The sequence below is a fragment of the Paenibacillus sp. J2R1T-4 genome (assembly GCF_059692235.1).
In genome coordinates this window covers 68,318-92,410 of record NZ_JCAUBA010000007.1, presented here as the reverse complement: position 1 = coordinate 92,410, position 24,093 = coordinate 68,318, and the positions used below count along the sequence as shown (strand labels likewise).

Genomic DNA, 24,093 nt, shown 5'->3' with positions numbered 1-24,093 from the left:
CTAGATCATTGCATAAGTCTAGTTCGAGCGATAAACTTCTTTACCCATCACATGCGTGGATTGCAGCTCCAATTCTGGATTAAGAATCAAGAAATCAGCATCCTTACCTTTTTCCAGTGAACCCTTTCGATCATCAAGACGGACTTGCCGCGCTGGAACAGAGGTCATGGAAGGCAATAATGTCTCAAGCGAATACCCAGTGTAACGAAGGGCGTTCTTCAGTGCCTGAAGCATCGTTAGAGAGCTGCCCGCCAGACTCGATCCGTCTGCCAGGTAGATCTCGCCGTTATTCACTTTGACCCTCCCATAGTCGCCATTAGGAAGACCTGCGCAAAAGACGGCATCGGTGATCATGCATACTTTGTCCACTCCTTTAACCTGGAACAATAGCTTCACCACTGCAGGATGAACATGAATACCATCGCAGATCAATTCTGTCGTAAGCTCTGGAAGCATCATACCCGCTCCTGCAACACCTGGCTCCCGATGGTGAAAGGGACTCATTCCATTGAAGTGATGAGTCGTATGATTAATACCGGCACGTACAGCTTCTTCCATCTCTGCATATGTTGCATCGGTATGGCCAGCGGAAACGGTGACTCCTTTTGCCGTGAGATGACGAACTGCCTCGTAACCTCCCTCGACCTCAGGTGCCAAGGTAACCAGACGAATATGTCCATTTGCGGTTTCTAGAAGGTGGTCAATCTCCCTCAGATTCGGCAGGCGGATATGCTCTTTACTCTGAGCCCCTCTCCGCTTTTCATCCAAATAAGGTCCTTCCAGATGAATACCAGCCAGTCCAGCCCCGGTTGTTCGACCGATCGCTGCTGCTGCATTGCGTAACGCTCCCTCTATTCGATCCATACTTGTTGTAGAAGTAGTAGCCAGGAATGCGGTAGTCCCGCGCTCAGCGTGAAACTTGCTCATCCCGTCCAGCCCCTCGAAGGTGGACTGCAGCATATCGAAGCCGCCTCCGCCATGTACATGAACATCAACAAAACCAGGAAGCACTAGCTTGCCCGTGCAATCAATAACCTCCGCGTGCTCGGGGATCTCTATATCCCCGTTTCCGATAGACTCAATTTTCCCATCTTTACTAACGAACAAGTAACCATTTATAATGACCCCTGTTGGGGTATAAATCGTAGCATTCTTTAGTATTTTCTGTGTCATTTCTCTCTCGCTCTCCTCATCTTTTGTTTATCTGGTCCGGTTATTTCCACTCACCTTTAATTCCTTTTTCCTTAAACAGCTTGTTCATTTCGATTCTCGGATTTAATCCAATTAATGGGATTGATGTACGCTTTATAGCCAGCTTAATAGCAGGCTTTGCTCCCATTCTCTCACATTACAACACTGCTGAGAAGTAGGTGTGCTAGGCAAAACGAACACCGATACTGCCTTATCCATACCTTCGGTCGACCTTGACTTGCATGTACTTCCGCAAGAGGAATAAACCCGCCAGCGGCATTCGCGAATAGATGTATACCATTTCGACATCTAACCCGAAGAATCGGCCATATTAGGACTTAGATGTCGAAGAATTGTACAACTAAGCCCTCAAAACAGCTCAAAACTAGCCCTAATACTATCCTAACTCGTCTAAACGTGACTTCCATGTCGAAATGTTCTACATCTAGACGGTGAAACTGGCAAAAACAGCTTGTCTGTGTATAAATCGTCGACATCTACTTTACCTCGATAAAGGGAATTTCGCATTTGTGCTTCAACCGAGTCGCGGGGGCGATTAAAATACATTAATCCTTTTTATTCTTCATAAAAAGTCCAATACTAATAAGAATAAAGCCGAACAATCCTATAAAAAACTCATTGCCATAAAAATTGATTCCTGGTTCCCCCTGAATGTATATAGAAACTAATAGTAGAGCTACGCCGAACAACATCAGTTTTATTGATTTCATCGGAGCTACTCCTTTCAGCTTATATAAGCCTCTTCTCATAACAAAGACTAGATTCACAGTCTATGTAATCACCAAACTTATTCGTTTCTTTATAACCATGTTTTTTATAGAAACTAACGGATTCCGGTTGCTCAACCCCGGTTTCCAATCTTATGTATTTGAACTTAAGCTGTTTTGCGGTCTTCTCTAATAAGTTCAATATTCTAGCTGCTACTCCCCTGTTTCGGTAAGGCTTATCAACAAAAAATCTTTTAAGTTCTGTACTTTCATTGTCTAATCGTCTAATTCCCCCACATCCAACAGGTAGTCTATTCATATAAGCTACAACAAACACAATTTCTTGTGTCATTGGATCATCAAAATTAATTCCAAAAACTTCTTCAGCCGGATACCTTTCAAACAATTCTTCATCTAATTTCGTTATTAAATGTAATAAATCCGGATTATTCGGTTCCACAAACGATAAAGTGATTTCTTCCATGCCATGTCGCCTCTTTCAATAATATTCCATCCTGTCATTCAATTGTCCTGTTTGAAGTTCAAATTTATGTCCTGTAATGTCTTTCTTCTTCAGCACTTATCATTTCACCTCTTGGACAACACCCCATTTCATGCCCGCATCTTTGATGTCATCCACGCTGCCTTCTACTCGTTCAGTTTTGTACAATATCCAATCAGAATATTTTTCAGAAATAAAGCCAAAATATAGCAGAAAATATATTTTAAATTTAGGATGATGCTGGCTATGTATTTATTTTTCAGATTATTTAAAAGAAAACGATCTGCCCCTCGAACACCATCCGCAAATCATTCCCAAGAACCAGGCAAAGTTGAAGGACAAACCCTCCATAGTGATTTGTCTAGTAATTTGATGAACCTTCAGCAGTTGTTCCCATTGACACCTGATCTTATTGTGCGACGGTTGACGATAAGCGGCATGGGAATTGAGGCTGCTCTTGTCTATTTGGATTGCCTGACCGACAAGACGACCATCAATAATAATATTCTCCGACCGCTTATGGACGAAACTGCCAATATAAAAGGGGAAATTCCGCTAACAAATGTAGGGAATCTTAGTAGCGGGACAAACTGGAAAGAGGTGGAGGAAGCCGTTCTTAGCGGGAATAGTGTCCTGTTCCTGGACGGTCGCGCTGAAGCCTATATCCTGGATTCAAAAGGGTGGCCGCAGAGGGCTCTCTCGGATCCACAACTGGAAACCTCTCTTAAGGGCGCTCATCAAGGCTTCTTGGAAACCGGGTCGCAAAATATTGCCTTAATTCGCAGGTACCTCCCAAATCGGGAACTTAAGATCAAGCAGATATCGATTGGGGAGCGAGGCAAATCCAAGGTGTGGATCTTGTATATTGCAGATGTAGCACATCCGGAAGTACTTCAGGAATTGGAAACGCGTATATCCAATATTGTTATTGATTCGATTATCAACACCGGGGAGCTCGTCGAATTAATTGAAGATAACCCCTATTCGCCATTCCCGCAGTTCATTCTAACCGAACGTCCAGACTCGACTGTTTCTCAACTACTCCAGGGAAGATTAGCCGTAATCGTGGATCGATCCCCGAGCGTGATGATTGCACCGGCCACCTTTATATCCTTTTTCCAAAATATTGACGATTACAGCACTCGTTGGCTGATCGCTTCATTTATTCGTCTGCTTCGTTTTATCGCTTTTGCCATTGCTTTACTGCTGCCAGCGATGTATATCGCTATTATCTCGTTTAATCATGAAGTCATACCCACCAAAATGTTGTTTTCCATTGCCGAGTCGAGGGCTCTCGTTCCGTTCCCGGCCTTGCTTGAAGCCTTGATGATGGAAATTACGCTCGAAATGATGAGGGAAGCCGGGATCCGTCTGCCCGCACCCGTTGGACAAACGGTGGGAATCGTTGGCGGTATTATCATCGGTCAAGCAGCGGTGCAAGCAGGGATTGTCAGCAACATTATGGTTATTGTTGTAGCGTTGACCGCTATCGCTTCTTTCATTATCCCAAACTATGATATGGGAACGGCTATACGGCTGCTGCGGTTTCCAATGATGGTAATCGCGTTTATGTTCGGCTTGGTGGGGATCATTATTGGAATGATGACTTTATTGGCTCATCTCGTTTCCCTGGAGTCACTGGGGACTCCATACGGAAGTCCGCTATCTCCCTTCCGCTGGGCAGATATGAAGGATACATTCGTTAGGCTGCCGATTTGGACGATGGTTAAGCGGCCCAAAAGCACCAGATCTATACAAGACACGCGTCAAGGGAAGAACCGTTCGAAAGAGGACCCGTCATGAAAAAATATGCCATGAACGAAGTCACCTTGATGCAGTATATATTTCTCATACACGGGGTTCAATTCGCCACGGGTATCCTGTCTCTTCCCAGGGAGTTGGCTGAAAAAGGGGGAACAGACGGATGGATGTCTCTGATCGTCGGCTGGATTCTCAACCTGGTTGCCAGCTTGTTCATTGTCCGAATTCTCAAACAATTTCCGGACCATACATTGTTCGATCTGCTTGTCCGTCTATTCGGCAAATGGATATCCAGAATCATCGCACTGCTTTGGATATTCTTTTTTGCCTATTCCGCATGGATCATCCAGATCAAAGGGATGCTTTATACCAAAGCTTGGTTTCTGCCTCAAACCCCTGATTACATCGTCATGCTGTTGTTTGCTGTGCCGAGTTATTTGCTCGTTCGAAACGGTTGGAGGGTATTGGGTAGGTACAGCGAACTCGTGTTTTACATGACGATCTGGATGCCGTTTATTCTGTTGCTTGCTTTAAAAGACAGTTATTGGATTCATTTGTTTCCTTTGTTCAAAGAAGGAATCCTTCCGATTTTTCAAGGTTTGGAACCTTCGATCTTTTCGCTGCTCGGATTTGAAATTACGTTTTTCCTCTACCCTTTTTTGCAAAACAAACAATTGGCTACTCGCGGGATTGTTATTGCCAATACGTTAACGCTACTCTTATACTTGCTCATCACACTAATATGTTTCGCATTTTTCAGTCCAGACGAAATTACGATTTACAATCAGCCCGTATTGAACTTGCTGAAAGTGATCGAATTCCGATTCTTAGAACGATTCGACATGATCTTCTTAGCACTGTATTTGTTTGTAGGCTCAACGGCTTGGATCCCCTATTACTTCTGTGCTTGCTTCTGTACGAGCCAACTGCTGGGAAAACAGAATCATAGTCCATTTGTTATTGTATTTGCCCTCTTGTTCATTGTAGCGACGTTCCTGCTGCATCCTTCCTGGATTCAGTCGGAGAATTGGACAAAGTGGATGAGCAGGTTCGGAATTGGCATCGCCTATGTATTTCCTTTGCTCCTTTGGATGTATGTTCATGTATATGTTAGAGTTCGGAGGGGGATCAAACCATGAAACGATGTATTTTGTATTGGATAGCCGTGATTGTGGTTGGGTTGGCTACAGGTTGCACCGACCGCACCAATGTGGAGGATACTACATTCACTATGTTGATCGGCATAGACCTGGATGATCAGAATCGTCTTGTCTTTTCCCTGTCAAGTCCTGTTTTTAGCAAAGAAGCTAAGGACAAGGAGGAGGAATATATAGCCCGTACGAAAACCCTAAGAATGTCCCGAGAAGAATTTGATCGCACCGTTGGAGGTACAATAATCGGGACAAAAGTACAAGTGATCTTGCTCGGCAAGCGAGTCCTGCAGCATGAAGGCTGGTTTAAGCTTTTGGACCCCTTGTACCGTGATGTCAAGAACACAGTTCAACCTTTTGTAGTGCTTGTGGATGGCTCTGTATCCGATATCGTTAGTTTTCAACCGAGGGATAAAGAGCGTCTTCCCCTCTATTTGTCCAAGCTGATCCGTACAGCCCATAAAAGGAATATTACGGTTCAGACGACACTGCAGGAGTTACATCGGCAAATGTTCGAGAAAGGTATGACTCCAAGCTTGATCGAATTGCGAAAAGATGGGTATTTGAAAGTAATGGGTACAGCCCTGCTGGAGGAAGACGGCCGTTACCTGCTTAGTCTGAGCTCGGCAGAAAACAAATTGTTAACTATATTGAGTCCTCACCCAAGAGGGGAGTTTCCTTTAATGATCAAACTGCCTTCTCAATCGGATAAAAGCAGTATTTTCAACTTTGATAGGATTAGTTTTAACACCACAGGTATTTCAACCAAAACAAAGGTAACCTACGCGGAGAGCAAGTTTAAATTTGATCTTAATGTGAATTTAAGAATTGCCTTGTCCGAAAGGCCGTTTCCTTACGATGTGAGACGGGATGCGCAACTATTGGAGCAAGAGATTGAACAAGAGCTCGAAGACCAATTCGCTCGACTGATCAAGAAGATACAGACAGCGAAGATTGATCCGGTCGGGTTCGGACTGTATGCACGTGCCAAACAATATCAGCATTGGAAACCCGTTCAAGATCAGTGGGGAGAAGCTTTTGCAAAGTCTGATGTGAACGTGGAAGTGAAAGTGAAAATTATGGCGATGGGCGCGATCAAATAAATCAATAGCTGCCCTGATCGGAGTTATTTGATCCTAGTCCTATCGCCATTATATCTTTAAATGCTTTATTAAGCTTATGCGAATGATTTCATCCCAAATGAGTCCCCGTCTAACTTCCTTATACCCAATTTTCTTATTGAGCTCCACAACATGTAAGTTACGTTCTTCTGTATGCGTATAGATTAAATTTATATCATTAGCTCTTGCTACTTCTTCCAATTCTTGTTTAAGTTTTGTCGCAATTCCAGACCGTCGATAATCGGGGTCAACCCATAGTTGAAAGATCTCCACAAAGCGTCCATCTTCCTGAAATAAGCTTCGATCTAGTTCATGAAATATGGTTTTCCAGGGATACTCCCCATCTCTATTAATAATTGAATACATAATCATTCCGATTCTTTTTCTACTCAGCCTATCTTCATAGATAAATGCCCCTCTATCTTTCTCTGTTACAAATTTCGTTATTTTCTCTCGATGCAATCTCAAATCATCTTTCGTCATCTGAGTTTCAGTAGTTGAAGTAACACCTTCATCTTTCAAATCTATGTGAACTAAAAAATCGAGGTCAGTAGGATCAGCATTACGTATCACAACTTCTCGCTTCCCCCTGACCCAGCATCCAGCTTGCATTCGCTGCTGACCCGATTACCCCTGCGCTATCACCCAGTTCTGCCAGCTTGATCTCCAAACCCTCGGCGTACATGCGCAGCACCTTGCTCTTCAGTTCATCTCTTGCAGCAGCCAGAATCCGATCACCCGCGTTGGACGCTCCACCACCCACCACGATTACATCAGGGTTATATAATGTAACCGCATAAGATAAAGCCCTGCCTAGTATGCGGCCGCTATGGTGCATGATCTCAATGGCAACTGCATCACCTTGATCATAAGCTTCTGAAATATGTGCTGCTGTAATGCTCTGGGTATCAGGGACAAGCTGTGTCAACAGACTTGCCCGGCCCTCTGCTAGGAGCTGCTTGGCTTGTCTGGCTAGACCTGTGGCGGAAGCTACTGTCTCAAGACAGCCGAACATCCCGCACCCGCATTGTGCGGTTTCACCCTGCATGTGAATATGACCTAATTCACCGGCTATGAATTTCGAGCCGTAGAATGGTCGTCCATTGACTAATAATCCAGCCGCAATCCCAGTTCCTAGTGTTACTCCAAGAACTGCATGATGCTCCTTACCTGCTCCGAATAAAGCTTCCCCTAACACATACATTCTGACATCGTTATCTATAAAAACTGGAATATTAAGCATTTCTGCCAGACTTTCCGCTACCTTGACATTTCTCCACCGCAGATTGGATGCCCCCATACAGATTCCTTCTAGTGGATTGATGAGACCAGGTATACCTGCGCCTACAGCCTCAATGGCAGACAGGGAAAGCCCATTTCTTTCTGTTAGTTCTATTACGGTATCTGCGATTCTACGAAGCACACCTTCACTTCCTAAGTGGACATCCGTCGACTTTTTAATTTCATCCACTACTTTATTATGTTCATTCACCAAGCCGCAGACAATATTAGTTCCTCCAAGATCAATCCCAACACGATATTTCATCTAATCGCTGATCCTCCTCGATATGTATGTGTATTCTTACATTATATAGGTTGAAGAGCTATTCGTGGAGTCTCAGTTTTAATAGGATATGTCTGTATTAAAAGGACACAATCAAAAAACCGTTCGGATGCATTCATCCAAACGGTTTTTATTCAAAGCGTTTCTTATTCTGACGCCTCTGTGTCTGCTGTTGGTGCTTGTGTTTGTTCCGGGCGAGGAGTGCGTTTGTTTTGTACAAATTGCTTCAATTGATCCGTTATTCCATCTTTCAGCTTGCTGATCAGAGTATCTTCAGACACACCTTTCTCTGCCGCAATCTCTGACAAAGATTTACCTGCGTCTTGCGCGGCTTTCAACTCATCCTTCGTTACACCAAGTACAGTGGTTAGCGTATCGGTGTTACCAAGAAAGTGGAGGCCTTTATCTCCACCCTTACCGTGTCCGCGATCATGGAACATTTGTGCCTCATTAATGAATTTTTCTACTTGATCGGTAAGCTGCGTCCTTTGTTCGTCGGCCTGTGCTGCTGTAATCTGACCGGAATTAACGGCATCATCAATAGCTTTATTCCGGATGGCTCTCAGCGCTTGCACAAGGTTGTCCTTTGTAACTCCATTAGCTTCTGACACTTGCAGCAGTGTTTTTCCTTCATCCAATTGTGCTTTCAATTCATCCTGGGTGATACCAACGATCCCCGCAAGAGCTGCATGATCTCCGAACAAATTACCATGCTTCCCCTCTTTGCCAGCTCCGCGCTCACCGACTAACTTATTGGTTGTAATAGATTGCTTCAACTGCTCAGCCAGACCGGATTTCTGTTTGTCTGCCTGCTCTTGGGTTAGCTTGCCCGCACTTAGCGCCTCGTCGATAGACCCAGTAACGGCTGCTGTCAATCTCTGCAGGAAATCTTCCTCAGTCAAACCTGCATTCTCAGCGATACTAAGGAGGGACTGGTTTTTGGCCAATTCCGATATCGATTTCTCATCTGAGTTAAGTATAGTCGCTGTGTGCTTAACTAGGTTACTTCCACCAAATCCTCCACGATGGTCAAACCCGCCAGCCTTATGTCCTGGTTTACCCTTTGGTTGGTTACTTGCCTGATCAGTCGTCTGTGTAGCAGTGGTGCTAATCGTATCTGCGAAAGCTTTGGATTGTAGTAGTCCAACAACACCGCCTCCTAATAATACTGAAGCTGCCAATGTAGTAGTAAGTACTTTTTTGCTGATCATTTTCATATGGAATCTCTCCTCTTGTTTCTCTTATTTTGTCTACATATGAAGAATAACGCACTAGTCTGAATGCTTCCTTAACGCCCACTGAAAGGTTCATGAATGTTACCTGAGCGTTCGCTGAAAAGATATGGCCAATTAGAAAAACCACTAGAGAAGTTCTCTCCAGCGGAATAAATTAAATCAAACACTATTCTGACACAGTAAACTTCAAGCCTTCCTTATAGTAGCGGAATTAGGGAAGGTGATACAATAAAATGGATACTGCGCAGCCCTGGTAGGTAAAGCAAAGGAGGAGTTGCCTGGTATAAAAACGAAAGGAGAGATTGTTCGTGGCAACCCATTTGATCTCCTTACTTGTGAACAACCAGCCGGGGGTATTGGCCCGGGTTTCAGATCTTTTCGGCCGTATTGGCTGTAATATCGATAAATTGACTGTTGGAACCAGCAAAATGCCGACTATCTCCCGGATGAAAATCGAAATTTCCATCGAAGCAAGCAGGCTTGATAACGTGACCAAGCATCTTACGGACTTGTTGGATGTAATCCAGGTCAGGGCGGATACGAAGTATTCCGTGGCCGACAAATATCCACTAGCAAACCGAATACGAGACCAAATCAAAGAAAGCAGAACGGTCGCTTTTTGGCTGGTTGCATATAGTTTATTCATTACGCTCTTCGGCACCAATGTTCCCGCTCCCCTCTATGCTCTATATCGTGAGCAGTGGAATTTGCATCCGGTCATTGTTACACTCGTATTTGCCGCCTATGCTTTCGTTGTGATTCCTACCCTCGTCGTTTTTGGAAAGTTATCCGACCGTATCGGACGAATCAATGTGCTTATTCCGGGCGTTATGTTCTCGTTGATCGGATCGGTCTGTTTCCTATTGGCGGAGGGGCCGGGCATGCTGGTATTTTCCCGGATGATGCAAGGAATATCTGTCGGCATGCTGAATGGAGTTGCTGTTGTGGCCATGATTGAAATGGGTGATAGCCGAAATCGGACGCGAGCTGCTCTAGTCGCTGCCATTGCTGTGACTTTGGGGAACGGGTTGGGTGCTGTTGTATCCGGCTTCCTCGGTCAGCTTGCGCCGTACCCGACACAACTTCCTTATTTGATTCATGTGATTTTAGTGATACCCAGCATCCTAGGGCTCCTAATCTTGAGTGAGAAGAGAATACCAACGCTTGATAAGGTGCGTTTTCGTTTGCCTCATGTTCCACCAGCGATCAGACTCTCTCTATTCCTGTCGTCAATGACATCCTTTATCGCTTGGTCGGTCATGAGTCTGATCATGTCCATCATTCCTTCCTACATCCCTATCATTATCGGTAGACTGAATCTGATCGTGTCCGGGGTCGTAATCGCTCTCGTGCTTGGGTTTTCTGTATGGAGTCAGTTTTTGACTAAAAAGCTTCCAATCCTCACCAGTCTTACGATCGGTTATCTCTTACTGGCATCAGGGCTAATTGGGCTGATTAGCACGATTGCGACAAAGTCGCTGATACTGCTTCTTGTAACCGCCGTTCTTATCGGGTTAGGCCATGGCCCCTGCTATGCGGGCAGCTTGACTTATCTTAATGAAAAGTCTACAGATGCAGCACGGGCAGATATGGTGTCCATTTATTATGTTGTGACTTACTTGGGTGTAGGCGTCCCGATTCTAGGATTGGGTCTCGGAGCGCAGGGGATCGGTCTCATACCCGCGATTCAATGGTTCTCCGCTATTATCGGCATCGTAATTCTGGCTAGTCTGTATGTATGGAGACATCATTTGAAGACTAAATGATCTAGCGTGTCGATAGCTGACATGGTTGTATGATAAACGCCAGCAACAGCCGTTTAGGCTGAGCTGGCGTTTATGTCTTACTGTCGACATCTCTAAGTCAAAACAGAGTTAAATCCTTATAAAACAACGGTTTTTCCGGTCTCCCGACTTTCATTAGCAGCTTCGATGAAGCGGATTATTTCAATCGTTTCCTGCGGTGGGACTGAAGGTTGGCCTGATTCTATCATTTTCATGATACTCTTGACGAGTTCGGCGTATTTTCCCATTCCGTCCGCCCCCGCATTGACGTAAGTGGTTCCTTTTTCCCGATGTATCAGTGCTCCTTGCGTGCCATTCGGATGTGGATTGCCTCGAACGATTCCTATACGACCATCTGACCAAACTCCCGTTATTACTTCGTGACTCTCTTGTGATATCGCTGTTACTGACACGCAGCCTGTTCCAAGAATGGCATATAAAGCTTCTACATTATGAATACCATACCAAAACCAGCCTGGTTGTGTGGGCATAAAATCGATCACTCCGTAGCTTTCAGCGCCTGTGATTGAACCATTATCCTGATTCGCAAGCGCTTCGACAAGCTCTCTGGCATACCGGCGCGTAGACGAACTCATGCATGGGATGCCATACTGCTCTGTAATTGTAAAAATAGCTCGTGCGTCAGCGCTGCTTACAGCTAACGGTTTATCGATAAACACCGGCTTGCCGAAAGAAGCGATTGTCTGAAATTGCTCCAGATGCACCCTGCCGTCAACCGAGGTGAGAAATATGGCATCTGCCTGTTCAGCTACTTCTTCAAGGGAAGCTACTATTTGAACACCGAAGGATTCCTCAAGTTGCTTCGTAAAGCCTCCCACACGATCAATGCTCAACGGGAAGTCAGGTGATCCGCCAGGATATCCTATTGTGATTTTGGCAGGAGCGCCAATAAATAGTTCATATGTAGGATCATTCAATATTTTGGTAAATACGATACAATGTGACGTATCCAATCCGATTAGCCCGATTTTTAAGCTGCTCACAGGTTAAGACCCCTTTATAGGTTATTGTTCTTCATGAGAAGTTTCTTGCTCCAACAGCTCTCTTAGCCGTTCGACCGCCATCCGCGTCCCATCCATGGGTGTGCCACCTTCTGGAGTGTAGTGTGTTTCAATCGTATATAAGCCTTGATAACCGTCTGCTTCAAGCGCTTGCAAATGCGGGATAAGCGGCTCCCGTCCATTCGCGATATACCAATGCTTCAGATGAAAGTGAACGAATAAATCACGGATATGCTCGTATCCTTGAGGAAAGGACGGGCTTCTTCTTTCTTCATTTCCCGGATCCCATAACACTTTTAGTGCAGGTGAATTGACCTTCCTGACTATATTTGCGACTTCCCACGAAAAACCACCGTTGCAAGAGTATTCATTTTCCAATAGGAGAATCACACCGCCCGCTTGGGCAGCCTCCGCAGCCTGCTGCAGATGATGGACAATCTCCGCCGTGTAAAGCTCCGGCTGTTCTTCCCGCCAGAAGGAGAAGATACGAATGTACTTCGTGTTCAACAGCTTCGCGTATCGAATCGCTTTATGCACAAGCAGATGATGCGCCTCGACATCTTGTGTTTCGTTGCCGAACTGATCGCCGGTCTTTAGCTGTCGGGATCGGTCAAGCTGGCATTTGAATAACGGAGAAGCCAAGGCCGAAATGAATAGTCCCCGTAGCAGCACTTCTAGATATAGTGCCGTGACTTGCTCCTCGGTCATATTCATCACATTGACGCCATTTACCATACGAATTTCGACGTGCTTTAGCTTATACTCTTGGACCCAGTCTCATGCTTCCACAACATTTTGCGAGACCTCGTCCGTGATGACCCCGAGCCGTTCCCAAATCATTGCAGCATCTCCTTCCCATTTTTCATAAACAAGTTTACAACGTCCCCAACATACAATCGATGAGGCGAATGTGTTGTTTACTGGGATGATATTATTCAATGAGGTAAGTTGTAAGTTTGCGCATGCTTGACTTTTACACAAAAAAAGAGCTTGATCAAAGTTTTCACTCCGATCAGCTCTTTATCCTTCTATTAAGTATTCGTAGCGCTTGCGGCCGGAGATGCTGCTGGAGATGCCGATGGTGCTGTCGACGTTTGCGGTTTCTCAGCGCGTGGCTCGCGCTTGTTCTGTACGAACTTTTTGAGCTGCTCGGTCAGACCGTCCTTCAGCTTGCTAATTAAGCTCTCCTCCGTAATCCCCTTTTCAGCTGCAATCTCAGAAAGAGATTTACCAGCATCCTGCGCGGCTTTAAGCTCTTCCTTAGTCATGCCTAGAGCAGAAGACAAGGTGTCCGTACTACCCAAGAAACCTATTCCACCGACGCCCTTGCCATGACCCCCGGGACCGCCATGACCTTTGGGACCTCCAGGACCACGATCTCCACCGACTGGCTGAGCACTAGAGATGGATTGCTTCAACCGCTCTGTAAGCTCCGCTTTTATTTGGTCCGCTTGCGCTTGCGTAATCTTCCCTGCACTGAGCTGTTCGTTAATCTTGGTTGTCTCGGCAGCGACCAGCTTCTCCAGATAAACCGTTTCAGTCAAGCCAGCAGCCTGAGCGATTTGCAGCAGCGTCTGTCCACCCCTCACTTGTTCGGATAAAGTTTTCTCATCGACCCCGAGAATCGTAGCCGTTTCTTGGATCAAGCCTTTGCCGCCAATCCGTCCCACTCCGCCTTTACCACCGTGTTTATCGCCGCCTCTATCACGACGCATCGTATCTTTCATCGCTTTATCTGGTACTGTGTTATCTGAGGATTGAGTCTGAGTTGTCGCTGTTTCGGCCAGAACGTCCGATTGCAGCAATGAGAAAGCCCCGCCTCCAAGTAATACGGATGCTGCCAGTGTGGTGATAAGTACTTTTTGGTTCAGTTTGCGCTTCATATCATTTCTCCTTTGCCTTGGTTTATTTTTCCTTGCAACTGAAGTATAGACGGGCAAACTGAAACCAAGCTTAATCCAACCTGAAAAAGGATTGAACATTAGCTGAAAGTTAGCTGAATGTATCTAATCGCCCGCGACGCAGAAGAAGAGGGCTTATCGCCCTCCTCATATTCCGAGCCACCTTTTACTTGGAATTGTTGGTTGTAGGCTTCATAATAAAAGCTGATACTGAAAGTGATTTGAGCGTGAGCTGAATCTTTGTTGAAAACAGCTTTTAATAGACCATGTTTCAGCTGGCATTCAGCTTCTCTTCAGTGATCTTTAAGTTTTACCTAGGATAATGGGGATGTCGAAAGGCTAGAATGAGTACCAACTATACAGGAGTGGATCCCGATGCAAAAAATTAAAGGAATCAAAATTGTACTAGTCGATGATGAACCGAACATTCTGCAATTTCTGGAGATAGGTTTGCAAAATGAAGGGTTTGAAGTCCAAAGTGCTCAAGATGGATTAACAGGGATCAATCTGATCAAACAATTCCAACCGCATATAGCTATACTGGATGTCATGATGCCAGGAATGGACGGATTCGAAGTGTGCCGGATGATCAAGAAAACCGAGAATGTGGCCGTCATTATGCTGACTGCCAAGGAAGAGGTTGATGATAGAATTAAAGGTCTAACCCTTGGGGCAGACGATTATATGTCCAAACCATTCAGCTTCGAAGAGCTGCTTGCCCGTATCCATGCTAGACTTAGAAATCAGTTTCCTAACTTGTTAGGAGAAGTAGCTTACGGACCATTGCGAATCGACGACCGTCGCAAAGAAATTACAATGAATGGCAAGGTGCTTGAGCTTTCTCCAACCGAATATGAATTGCTTAAATTTATGGTCATCAACCACGGGCTTGTGCTTAGTAAACCAATGATATTGGATAAAGTATGGGGATATGATTTCGTGGGGGATGACAATATCGTAGAAGTGTATGTGCGTTCTTTGAGAGAGAAGTTAGGCGATCGCGAGCATAAATTCATACGCACCTTGCGGGGCTCCGGATATCGAGTGGATTTACCATGACCGCACCGAGAAAAGGGTTCACCCTGGCCCGTTTCATCCAGCTTAACTCGCTGCGGTTCCAGCTTCTCTTCCGATCTCTGACTATATTAACTGTTTTACTCGTTTTAATAGGAGTATTCCAATACTTGTTGGTGAAACATTTCATGTATCAGAATCGCGCAAGCAGCCTGCAAAGTCAGATCAGCTCTATTCCGCGGGATATGTTCCCAGTGAGCGGCCTTCCAGGCGGCGGCGGGAGAAGAGAGCAGTTCGAGAGGTCACCGCTAGCACAGCAGGATACCACCCTTGCCTTCATTGATGAGAATGGGAATTTCACTGTACTTACGGAAGCTCCCGGGGTGGAAGCCCCTCAGTTGAAACTAGAGGATTACCTGGAGCAGCTTCAGCCTCAAAAGAAGGAGAAAACGGACTGGAAAGTAGTCCAGGGCTCTAATCCTGAACAAATGGTCGTGCTGCAACCCTTCATGGATCGCGGCAGACTTCGCGGACTCATTCAGATTAGTGCGAGCACCAAACCGATCGAGGATGTTTTGATCAGCCAGAGCCTCACCTTTATTGGACTTTCCTTATTAGCCCTTATTGTCGGACTATTAACTTTTTTCCCGATCATGAAACGTACGTTAGTTCCGCTTAACAGGATGGTGCGAACCGTTGCGCAAATCGACTCTGGAAATCTCGCAGAACGTTTCCCGATTGATCAAGGGCAAGTAGAGATTGATCGGCTATCCGCTTCCTTCAATGGGATGCTGGAACGGTTGGAGACTTCCTTTCAAGCTGAGCTTGAAGCAAATGAGAAGATGCGCCGCTTCGTCGCGGATGCCTCCCATGAGCTGCGGACGCCTCTTACGTCCATCCACGGATTCTTGGAAGTATTGCTGAGAGGAGCAGCAGCACATCCTGACCAGTTGAATCGGGCTCTTAAAAGCATGCACGGGGAATCTGGCAGGATCAATAAGCTAGTTCACGATTTATTGATTCTGGCAAGGTTAGACCGAAGCCCTACTATTCAGGCAACAGAAGGATATCTGGATGCTATTCTGCAGGAGATGGAACCGCAGCTGATGCTGTTAGCAGGCGGTCGCGAGGTGCGATTCGATCTGGAGTCCGATGCGCCTTGCCTGTTTGAAGCCGATAAGATCAAGCAAGTAATCCTGAATTTATTCCAGAATGCGGTTCAACATACCAATCCAGATACAGGTCGCATTCAGATCTCTTTGCATAAGGCAGGTAATGGGACAGAGCTGTCCATTAAGGACAACGGTCCTGGAATTCCGGTGGAGAATATCCCTCATATCTTCGATCGATTTTATCGAGTGGATACATCAAGGGCACGAATATACGGCGGAGCAGGATTAGGTCTTTCGATCACCAAATCGATTGTTGACCTGCACGGAGGCTTGATACAAGTCAATAGCGAGCCTGGTGAGGGTAGTGAATTCCGAATATGGCTTCCAGGCTCGAGTGAATAAAATATCGGAGATTGCACTTTTAAATAAAAAATCCGCCGGCAGCAAACAAGCATGCTTCCGGCGGTAGTAGCCTATAGTTTGGTTTCCACCAATTTTGCATGCTTCAGCAAGGTTTGCAACGGAGTATCGAATTGATACTCTAGAATCGATCGAAATGAATGTTTCATACCTTTTAAGGTGTCGAAGATAGGGTCCCACTGAATGCTTCCATCCCCAATGGGCTGATGCAGGTCGTCAATTCCATCATTGTCATGCAGATGAACGGCGCTAAGCCGTGTTCCCAATCGGCGGAGCAGCTCTGGAGTATCCCAGCCGTTAATATGAGCATGGCCTACGTCGACCAACGCAGATATCGTCGGAATTTCTTCAAAGAGTCTCACAAATTCATCCTCATCGAACAAAGCAAATTCATGAAATCCCACATTTTCCACCGCAAGGTCAATACCAAGCTTCTTAGCAACCTCACCCAATCGTTTCAGATTGTCGATCGATCTCGCTTGCGACTGCTTCCGATTAAACAGCATCGTGGAGTACAAGCTCGGATGCAGGACCATCTGTTCGGCTCCGATTCGAGACGACCATTCCAGACAACCTTTGTACACCTCATAGGAATATTGGCTGATGACCTCGAAGCGTGCGGACGCCAAGTTCAACTCCCATATTGGCGAATGGACACTAATCGGCCCTGGATAATCCTTGAACCTCAGAAACTCCTCATTCCAGTTGGCGGGTTCTTCCCAATTGGGGCCATCCATAGGAATTTCAAGCCCGCCCGACCACTGATCCAATAATTCCTTGCAATCATCAATCCGCTTCATATAAGGCAGTAGGTTGATTAATACAGTCACAGTATCCCTGCTTTCTTTAGAAATAAATGATAGATCCTAGATGGAGTTTAGTTGAATCGACCGTCATGTTCTACACACTTTTTCCTGTATGATTAGCTGATTCTCAGATTTAAAAAAATAGAGAACTTTCCAAACAAAGGGAAGCTTTAGACCTGCCCATCATAGGTTACGTCATATTGGCCGCGGTTGCCGATCCTACGCTGGAAGCCACACTGATCGGTGCGGTTCCGCTATAGGCTCCGACGAAATTGTTGCCTGCATACATAAACAGGGTGGTGTCGGATGTCGTATATACTAAAGTGGCCGGTTTGGTTGTCTGATTGCTCCAGAACAGATTACCATTGAAAGTGCCCTTCGTCGAACCAGCGGTGAATTCGGCAGCCTTCTGCCCCGACGCCTTTGCGGTGTTGCGAAACAAGCCGCAGATTCCGGCTCCTGAAACCAGATTGAAGGCAAGCAACAGCTGATTGCATGTATCAATGTAAATTGCATAGTTGGAGCCGGTAATGAGATTTTTATCGACCATGCAATTGACTGCCCGAAATAACTTTACCCCGAAACCACCTGCACTCGCTTGTACCGCTAAGCATACCGTTGGAAGCGCCGAACGGACTGCCTCCCGATAAATAATAGATAACTTTCAGAAAGATTGTAACTACTCTTCACCTCCCCCTTCATATAGAATTGAGTTATCTTTACAACAAAGGAGCTCCAATAAATGAACTTACTAGTGCGCAAATTACGGATGAATTCATTGTTCATGAGAATGCTTGTTTACTTCTCTATTGTAATGATTTTGCTGATTTCTTTTAACTTGTGGTCATTTACATTTTATAGCAAAAATGTAGATAATGAGATTGTAGCTTATAATCGTGCCATTATTCAGAATTCGGTTGACGGACTGGAGAATCAGTTCAAAATCTGGCGAGGACTCATGCTTAGCCTTCAGTTCGATGAACGCGTACAGGCAATTGAACGTCAAAGCTTGCTAGCCGGCAAAGCTTCACTCGACTACACCATGGTCGCGAATATTATCCAAAATCTCCAGACGATGGCCTCCCAGCCTACGTATTTGTTCGAGAACGTCATGATTCTATACAAGAAGCAGCAGTTCTTGTTGGAGAAAGAAGCACTGATCGATGCAGACCGTATGTTCTCGCAATATTATGTGAACGAGATGTATCCCCTTTCCTACTGGTTACGTAAGGACGCCCTTACTTCCGACCTTACCCCAGCCCCGAGTCGGCCTTTTCGGATATCGAGGAGTCAGACCCTAAAAACCTTAATGCCTGTCGAGATGAACTTGCCGAACAGTACCTATAGCATCATTGCTTTAATTGATATGGAAAAATGGTACAAGGCCAGCCATAAAATTCAGGGCTCTTTGCAATTTATTCTCAATGCGAACGGTAACGTTATGTTTCAATCTGACCCAGGTTCTGAGAAGATTCCTAGTTGGACTGGCAATTCTGATTGGATCAAAGATCAAGGGAAATATTTCTTCTATGAAAAAGGCGCTGCTACAGGCTTTACTTATGTGACGGTCCTTCCAACCTCCCAATTAAATACGAAAATTATACGTATGAATGGAATAGCGATATTACTGTTCCTTGTTACTGTGGCCCTAGCTCTATTCTCTTCCTGGTTGTTCAGCCGCAACATCCATCGCCCCCTTAAGATGATCATGAAGGGGATGAAGCAATTGGAGACGGTATCCTACAACAGTCCTATCCAAGAATTCAGTGTCATTCAAGATCATTTCCAAGGCTTGCTGCGGGAAAAAAATCAGATTAGCCGAAAGCTAATGAGCAGCAATTCAATGTTAACCCAATACAGCTACATAGTCCGGTTGAAAAATATATCCTTGGACAGTCAGGAAGTCAATGAATTGTCCATCAAGGAAGGCAACTTTCAGATTGTTGTCTTTCAGCTACGATTTCGTCAGTCTGTGGAGAGTCCTTTTTCATCAGGCAAGACAGCCAAGCGTATTCGGGACATCATCGACAATGTCGTCTTGTCCCACTTTCCGAATTCCACAACATTCCAAATGGAACACAATCAGTTGGTATCCATGATTCATAATACTAGCGAAAAGTCGGACTCGCTGCTGAACTGCTTCCATGAGCTCAAGCAAATCTTCGATCAGGACACCCAATATTACCTAGTAACGATTGCAACCAGTCCTCTGATTGCTTCCTCGGAACAATTCGATCAAGCCTACGCGGAGACTCTCCGTCTTGTGTTGCAGTCCAGACCGATCGAAGAAACGCAAATCCTATTCGATTATCCGAGCTGCGAAGATTTTGTAGGGTTCACGATGGATCAAGATCAAGAGTTCTATGTGTATCTGCAGGCGGGCAATGAGATGGCCTGTCATCACTTGATCGATCGTGCTCTTGATGATAAACTGACGCTCTCGATTACCGCTCATCAGATTTACGCTTTTGCTGAAAATGTTCTTGAGCGTACTAAAAAAACAATGGAATTACTCAAAATTGCTTTGCCCCAGTCCTTGGGAACCTATTCCCAACAGATCATGGAATGCGTTACACCTGAGCATTACAAGCAACTGCTCAAAACGGTTTTGAGCGAAGCTACACGGGCCGTTGTCTTGAAACGGGAAGAGAGCTACGATCTGATTCAATATGTCATGGTCTTTCTCGAGAATCACTATCAGGAGGAGATCTCTCTGGATCTGCTCGCCTTCAAATTAAGTATGTCGGCGAGCTATCTCTCGGTGTACATAAAAGAAAATACCGGTAAAAACTTCATTGACCATCTAAACGGCATTCGCCTGAACAAGGCCAAACAACTGCTGCTGGAATCCACGCTCACAATTCAGGAAATTGGGGAGGCGATTGGATACCGCAATGGAACCTCGTTTATCCGGATGTTCAAAAAAGAAACCGGAATGCCTCCGGGCGATTACAGAAAAACGATGTTACGCAAATTACAAGCAGAATAATCATTAACCCTTTACAGAACCTACCAAGGCGCCTTTTACAAAATATTTCTGAATGAACGGGTATACCATCAAGATTGGAAGCGTGGAGACCATAATCGCCGCGTATTTCAAAGAAGTCTCGACGATGGTGATCTCGCCTACAATCGGCCCGGAGCTGCTGGACGTTTCACCGGACAGGACAATGTTGCGTAAGAAGAGCTGGAGCGGGAATAAATTCTGCTCCCGCAAATATAAAAGTGGACCGATGAATCCATTCCATATCCCAACAGCGTAGAATAACCCAATGGAAGCCAGGACTGGCTTTGACAGCGGGAGCACAATCCGGAACAGAATCCCGATGTCGGATAGACCATCGATTCTGCCGGATTCCTCCAGCTCCTTCGGCATGCCCATGAAGAATGTGCGCATGATCAGCAGGTTCCATGTCGAGACCAGAGCCGGCAGTACCATGGACCAGATTGTATTGACCAAGTGCAACTGCTTGACCACCAGATAGGTCGGGATCATACCCCCATTGAAAAACATCGTGAACACGATCAGCAGAATAAATGTCTTGTTGAACATCATATCCCGTTTGGATAACGAGTAAGCTCCGATTGCCGTCACCAGCAAGCTGCACGACGTGCCCAATACGACATAGATCAGTGTATTCTTGTATCCCGTCACGATCCTGCCGTCCTGGAAAACATACCGATACATATCGAGATTGATTTCCTTCGGCCACAGCCAGACTTCCCCCTGAGATATCGGCCCTGCTCCGCTCAATGAGATAGCCAGCATATAGAGGAATGGGTACAAGCAGGCAACAATGACTCCTGTCATTAAAACCCCATTCACGTAGTCGAACCAAGTTCTTCCTTGAGTCATACCATTTCCCCCTACCACAAACTGTTGTCGCTGATTCTCCTGCTGATCCAGTTCGCAGATAGAATGAAGCTGAAGCTGATGATCCCTGTGAACAAATCTATAGCTGTCGCGTAACTATACCTTCCTTCGGACAGTCCAACACGATAGACGTACGTGCTAATGATATCCGCAGTGCTGTAAACAACCGGAGTGGCTAGCAAATACACTTTCTCAAAGCCTATCTCAAGAATTTTTCCAATTTCGAGAAGTAATATGATAATGACGGCTGGAGCAATGCCTGGAAGCGTAATATGCCAAGTCGTCTTCCAACGGTTCGCTCCGTCGATCCGAGCGGCTTCATATTGCTGCGGGTCCACTGCGCTTAAGGCAGCCAAGTAAATGATGGTCCCCCAACCGATGTGCTGCCAAATATCGCTGGATACATAAATCGTGCGAAACCAGGAGGACTCCACCAAAAAGTTAATACGGTTGAGCCCTATAGAATCCAATAAGGAATTAATCATTCCATTCCTTGGAGACAAGAACATAGTAACGATGCCGGCCACAATTACATTGGAGATAAAATGCGGCATATAGCTGACGGTTTGCACGAAACGCTTGAATATCGAATTACGTACTTCATTGATCAGCAAGGCAAGTAGAATGGGAGCGGGAAAACCAAATATCAGCTTGTAAAACCCCAATAAAAACGTGTTCCTCAGTATGGAGAAAAAGTCCGGACTTTGAATGAACAGTTGAAACCACCTAAAGCCCACCCATTTACTTTCCATGATGCCTCTGTAGAGGTTATAATCCTTGAACGCAATGATAATTCCGAAAATAGGCGCATACTTGAAAATCAAATAGTAAAGCAGACACGGTAGAAACAACAGCAGCAAATATTTATCGCGCTTTAGGTTGCGAACCCATGAATACGAGTCACGTGTTGACATAATCCCTCCGGTTGCAAGCTTTTCATTCTGTTAGATGGATAGCTCCTTCTCTTCAGGAAGACCTGATTTGAAGGAGCTTCCTCAGATAACATGAAGTTATTTACTGTTCAAAAACTTTTGATTGCGCTCATAAGCAGCCTTGTTCAAGTCCATCACTTTATCGACACCTAGACGCTGAATCTCGCTCACGTATCCCGACCACTCACTGAAGTCTTTTTGCCCTAAGATAAACTTCGCAATCTGCTCATCACGGTATTTGGTTATCGCGGCATTTGTGGTGGTCAGGATATCGTTTTCCGCCTCGGTATACGCTAAGCGCGGCTGCAGCTTAGCTTCGTTTCCTTGTTGAATCTTCTTCAATGCATTGTTCATCTTGTCGGAATTCATATACGAATAGGCGTTCATATCTACGACTAGATGAGAGCCATATGTGGCAATACCGGTTTTGGTGCGAATGTCTCCGAGATTGACGAAATCCGACTTGAATTTCCGTTTTCCGTTCTCGGTCGTATAGGTCTCGCCTTCTTTGCCCCAGGTCGCCATATCGATACCTTCAGGCGAATACAAGAAGTCGAGGTAACGGAGCGCAGCATCCTTGTTCTTGGACTTGGAGGCTACCGCAAACCCATTTGATAACAGACCTCCATAAGCGTTGAATGGTTTGCCATTAGGCCCGCCTTTAGCCGGCACCATATAATCAAGGCTGAATTCCGCAGGCGACTTCTTGATGATCCCTGGAAGTTCGTCCATCGTTCCTACGTAATCGTTGACAATGAAGCCTTTGTTTTGTGCCATAAGATCGTTGTACTGGTCTCGTTTCATGGCCATGAAGTCAGGTGGGATCAAGCCTTCTTTGAAAAACTTGTTAAGCGTCATCAACATATTCTTGAAGCTGTCTTCGGTCGGACCGTAGCGCCATTCATTTTTGTCATAATCCACATAAGGGCCGTACCAAGTGTTGAATGCAGGAGCAATGTTTGTTAAAGCGGTCAAGTTATCGAAAATAACTACAGGATAGCTCGACGGGTACAACTCCTTAAGCTTTTTGGATACGGTGTACATCTGATCCCAATCCGCAGGAGGCGTCAGATTGTTTTTCTTGAAAATATCGTCTCTGTATACCCAGGATCGGCGGGACCATTGCTCCAACCCATAATGCGGGAGATAGTAGCTCTTGCCGTCAGTCGATAAGGTGGCTGCTTTGACCTCCGGATGCTGCTCCAGGAATTTTTTGTAATTAGGCATTTTGTCCAGGTTCTCGAAGAAGTTCAACAAGGCCCCGCTGTTCCCGTTATTATTCGCTGCCGTGAGGTTGGGTACGATGAGAAGGTCGGGCATATCTCCTGAAGAAATGGCCAGATTCATGGCAGTAGTATAGTCGCTAGCCGGAACCGTAACCTTGAAATCAATGTTCGTCTTTTCATTAATATACTTGTAGATCGGCCAATCTTCTTTGTACGGCCACGCCGGATGCTGGGCCGTCATCATTTTCAGCGTAACCGGAGGATTGCCTTCCGGAGCCTTCGTAGCGGACGCTGGACTCTTAACCTCCTCTTTCCCGCAAGCTGCAACCGTTCCTGCCAAAACTGCAATTAAGCCTAATTTCGCAACTCTTGAACCTTTCCCCATTGCTTAACCCTCTCCTTAACAATCAGTTGTTTTCGCTTACAGACCAATTTTATATGGTGGTCCGTGTATGAACCAGATACATTATCTTGAAAAATTCTCTCGATTTACGAATATGAAAAATGGGTAGTTATCGAATACATGGTAAACTCACTCTGTTTTTCATCGCCATTATAGATAGTACCTGTTTAGACGCTTGAGGTCATCCTAGTACAACTCACCCACATCTTTCAATTGCTTGACGGTGCGAACACGCAACTTCTTCGTAAAACCGTCGGCAAACTGGTGATCGGGTTCAATGCCTAGGATCAGATCCATTTCATTTTCCATTATCCCTTCGCCTCCCTAAAACAGAATAAGGGGGAGG

General features: G+C 45.4%; 21 protein-coding genes. 7 read left to right on the top strand and 14 right to left on the bottom strand.

Annotated features, from left to right (window positions below):
• Positions 1-18: 18 nt before the first annotated feature.
• Together nagA and AC58QD_RS13910 are read right to left on the bottom strand one after the other, a co-directional pair.
• Complete coding sequence (nagA, locus tag AC58QD_RS13915; RefSeq protein ID WP_497334142.1) at positions 19-1,173, bottom strand: N-acetylglucosamine-6-phosphate deacetylase; 1,155 nt, start codon at positions 1,171-1,173, stop codon at positions 19-21.
• Positions 1,174-1,941: 768 nt separating this feature from the next.
• A complete protein-coding gene (locus AC58QD_RS13910; RefSeq protein ID WP_497334140.1) occupies positions 1,942-2,403 on the bottom strand; it encodes a GNAT family N-acetyltransferase in 462 nt (153 codons plus the stop codon).
• A 264-nt stretch (positions 2,404-2,667) separates the two neighbouring features.
• Here AC58QD_RS13910 and AC58QD_RS13905 point away from each other — a divergent pair, with 264 nt between their 5' ends.
• Genes AC58QD_RS13905 through AC58QD_RS13895 form a run of 3 tightly spaced genes read left to right on the top strand, consistent with a single transcriptional unit; the run spans position 2,668 to position 6,436 of the window.
• Positions 2,668-4,224, top strand: a complete 1,557-nt coding sequence (locus AC58QD_RS13905) for a spore germination protein (protein ID WP_497334138.1) — start codon at positions 2,668-2,670, stop codon at positions 4,222-4,224.
• A complete protein-coding gene (locus AC58QD_RS13900) occupies positions 4,221-5,321 on the top strand; it encodes a GerAB/ArcD/ProY family transporter (protein WP_497334136.1) in 1,101 nt (366 codons plus the stop codon). Before AC58QD_RS13905 ends, AC58QD_RS13900 begins: the two co-directional genes overlap by 4 nt.
• On the top strand, positions 5,318-6,436 hold the full coding sequence (locus AC58QD_RS13895; RefSeq protein ID WP_497334134.1) for a Ger(x)C family spore germination protein: 1,119 nt from the start codon (positions 5,318-5,320) through the stop codon (positions 6,434-6,436). The genes AC58QD_RS13900 and AC58QD_RS13895 overlap by 4 nt, the downstream gene beginning before the upstream one ends.
• A gap of 48 nt (positions 6,437-6,484) precedes the next feature.
• Here AC58QD_RS13895 and AC58QD_RS13890 read toward each other — a convergent pair whose 3' ends face one another.
• The 3 genes from AC58QD_RS13890 to AC58QD_RS13880 form a co-directional block, all read right to left on the bottom strand.
• Positions 6,485-7,027: a GNAT family N-acetyltransferase gene (locus AC58QD_RS13890; RefSeq protein WP_497334132.1), complete on the bottom strand. Its 543-nt coding sequence runs from the start codon at positions 7,025-7,027 to the stop codon at positions 6,485-6,487.
• Positions 7,017-8,000: an ROK family protein gene (locus tag AC58QD_RS13885; RefSeq protein ID WP_497334130.1), complete on the bottom strand. Its 984-nt coding sequence runs from the start codon at positions 7,998-8,000 to the stop codon at positions 7,017-7,019. The genes AC58QD_RS13890 and AC58QD_RS13885 overlap by 11 nt, the downstream gene beginning before the upstream one ends.
• 164 nt (positions 8,001-8,164) lie before the next feature.
• Complete coding sequence (locus AC58QD_RS13880) at positions 8,165-9,235, bottom strand: hypothetical protein (protein ID WP_497334128.1); 1,071 nt, start codon at positions 9,233-9,235, stop codon at positions 8,165-8,167.
• 326 nt (positions 9,236-9,561) lie between these two features.
• On the opposite strand from AC58QD_RS13880, the gene ilvN reads away from it, so the two are divergent.
• Entirely contained in the window at positions 9,562-11,019 is a 1,458-nt protein-coding gene (gene ilvN, locus AC58QD_RS13875; RefSeq protein ID WP_497334126.1) for an acetolactate synthase small subunit, read from the top strand.
• Between the two features lie 116 nt (positions 11,020-11,135).
• Here the strand turns inward: ilvN and AC58QD_RS13870 are convergent, their stop codons facing one another.
• The 3 genes from AC58QD_RS13870 to AC58QD_RS13860 all read right to left on the bottom strand — a co-directional run bounded on the left by AC58QD_RS13870 (position 11,136) and on the right by AC58QD_RS13860 (position 13,942).
• Entirely contained in the window at positions 11,136-12,041 is a 906-nt protein-coding gene (locus AC58QD_RS13870) for a Gfo/Idh/MocA family protein (RefSeq protein WP_497334124.1), read from the bottom strand.
• Between the two features lie 21 nt (positions 12,042-12,062).
• The gene (locus AC58QD_RS13865) at positions 12,063-12,773 is read right to left on the bottom strand and encodes a sugar phosphate isomerase/epimerase family protein (RefSeq protein WP_497334122.1); all 711 of its coding nucleotides are present in this window, start codon (positions 12,771-12,773) and stop codon (positions 12,063-12,065) included.
• 317 nt (positions 12,774-13,090) lie between these two features.
• On the bottom strand, positions 13,091-13,942 hold the full coding sequence (locus AC58QD_RS13860; protein ID WP_497334120.1) for a hypothetical protein: 852 nt from the start codon (positions 13,940-13,942) through the stop codon (positions 13,091-13,093).
• Between the two features lie 393 nt (positions 13,943-14,335).
• Here AC58QD_RS13860 and AC58QD_RS13855 point away from each other — a divergent pair, with 393 nt between their 5' ends.
• A complete protein-coding gene (locus AC58QD_RS13855; RefSeq protein ID WP_497334118.1) occupies positions 14,336-15,019 on the top strand; it encodes a response regulator transcription factor in 684 nt (227 codons plus the stop codon).
• Positions 15,016-16,488 carry a sensor histidine kinase gene (locus AC58QD_RS13850; protein ID WP_497334116.1) on the top strand — a complete coding sequence of 491 codons (1,473 nt, stop codon included), beginning with the start codon at positions 15,016-15,018 and terminating at the stop codon, positions 16,486-16,488. Before AC58QD_RS13855 ends, AC58QD_RS13850 begins: the two co-directional genes overlap by 4 nt.
• Before the next feature lie 71 nt (positions 16,489-16,559).
• On the opposite strand, the gene AC58QD_RS13845 is transcribed toward AC58QD_RS13850, so the two are convergent.
• Together AC58QD_RS13845 and AC58QD_RS13840 are read right to left on the bottom strand one after the other, a co-directional pair.
• Positions 16,560-17,336 carry a sugar phosphate isomerase/epimerase family protein gene (locus tag AC58QD_RS13845; protein ID WP_497334114.1) on the bottom strand — a complete coding sequence of 259 codons (777 nt, stop codon included), beginning with the start codon at positions 17,334-17,336 and terminating at the stop codon, positions 16,560-16,562.
• Positions 17,337-17,502: 166 nt separating this feature from the next.
• Entirely contained in the window at positions 17,503-17,862 is a 360-nt protein-coding gene (locus AC58QD_RS13840) for a hypothetical protein (protein ID WP_497334112.1), read from the bottom strand.
• Between the two features lie 192 nt (positions 17,863-18,054).
• Here AC58QD_RS13840 and AC58QD_RS13835 point away from each other — a divergent pair, with 192 nt between their 5' ends.
• A complete protein-coding gene (locus AC58QD_RS13835; RefSeq protein ID WP_497334110.1) occupies positions 18,055-20,301 on the top strand; it encodes a helix-turn-helix domain-containing protein in 2,247 nt (748 codons plus the stop codon).
• Between the two features lie 3 nt (positions 20,302-20,304).
• On the opposite strand, the gene AC58QD_RS13830 is transcribed toward AC58QD_RS13835, so the two are convergent.
• From AC58QD_RS13830 to AC58QD_RS13815, 4 genes are all read right to left on the bottom strand, one after another.
• Positions 20,305-21,168: a carbohydrate ABC transporter permease gene (locus tag AC58QD_RS13830; RefSeq protein WP_497334108.1), complete on the bottom strand. Its 864-nt coding sequence runs from the start codon at positions 21,166-21,168 to the stop codon at positions 20,305-20,307.
• 11 nt (positions 21,169-21,179) lie between these two features.
• Entirely contained in the window at positions 21,180-22,100 is a 921-nt protein-coding gene (locus AC58QD_RS13825; RefSeq protein WP_497334106.1) for an ABC transporter permease, read from the bottom strand.
• 96 nt (positions 22,101-22,196) lie between these two features.
• Complete coding sequence (locus tag AC58QD_RS13820; protein WP_497334104.1) at positions 22,197-23,729, bottom strand: extracellular solute-binding protein; 1,533 nt, start codon at positions 23,727-23,729, stop codon at positions 22,197-22,199.
• A 204-nt stretch (positions 23,730-23,933) separates the two neighbouring features.
• Positions 23,934-24,056 carry a hypothetical protein gene (locus tag AC58QD_RS13815; protein WP_497334102.1) on the bottom strand — a complete coding sequence of 41 codons (123 nt, stop codon included), beginning with the start codon at positions 24,054-24,056 and terminating at the stop codon, positions 23,934-23,936.
• Positions 24,057-24,093 lie beyond the last annotated feature (37 nt).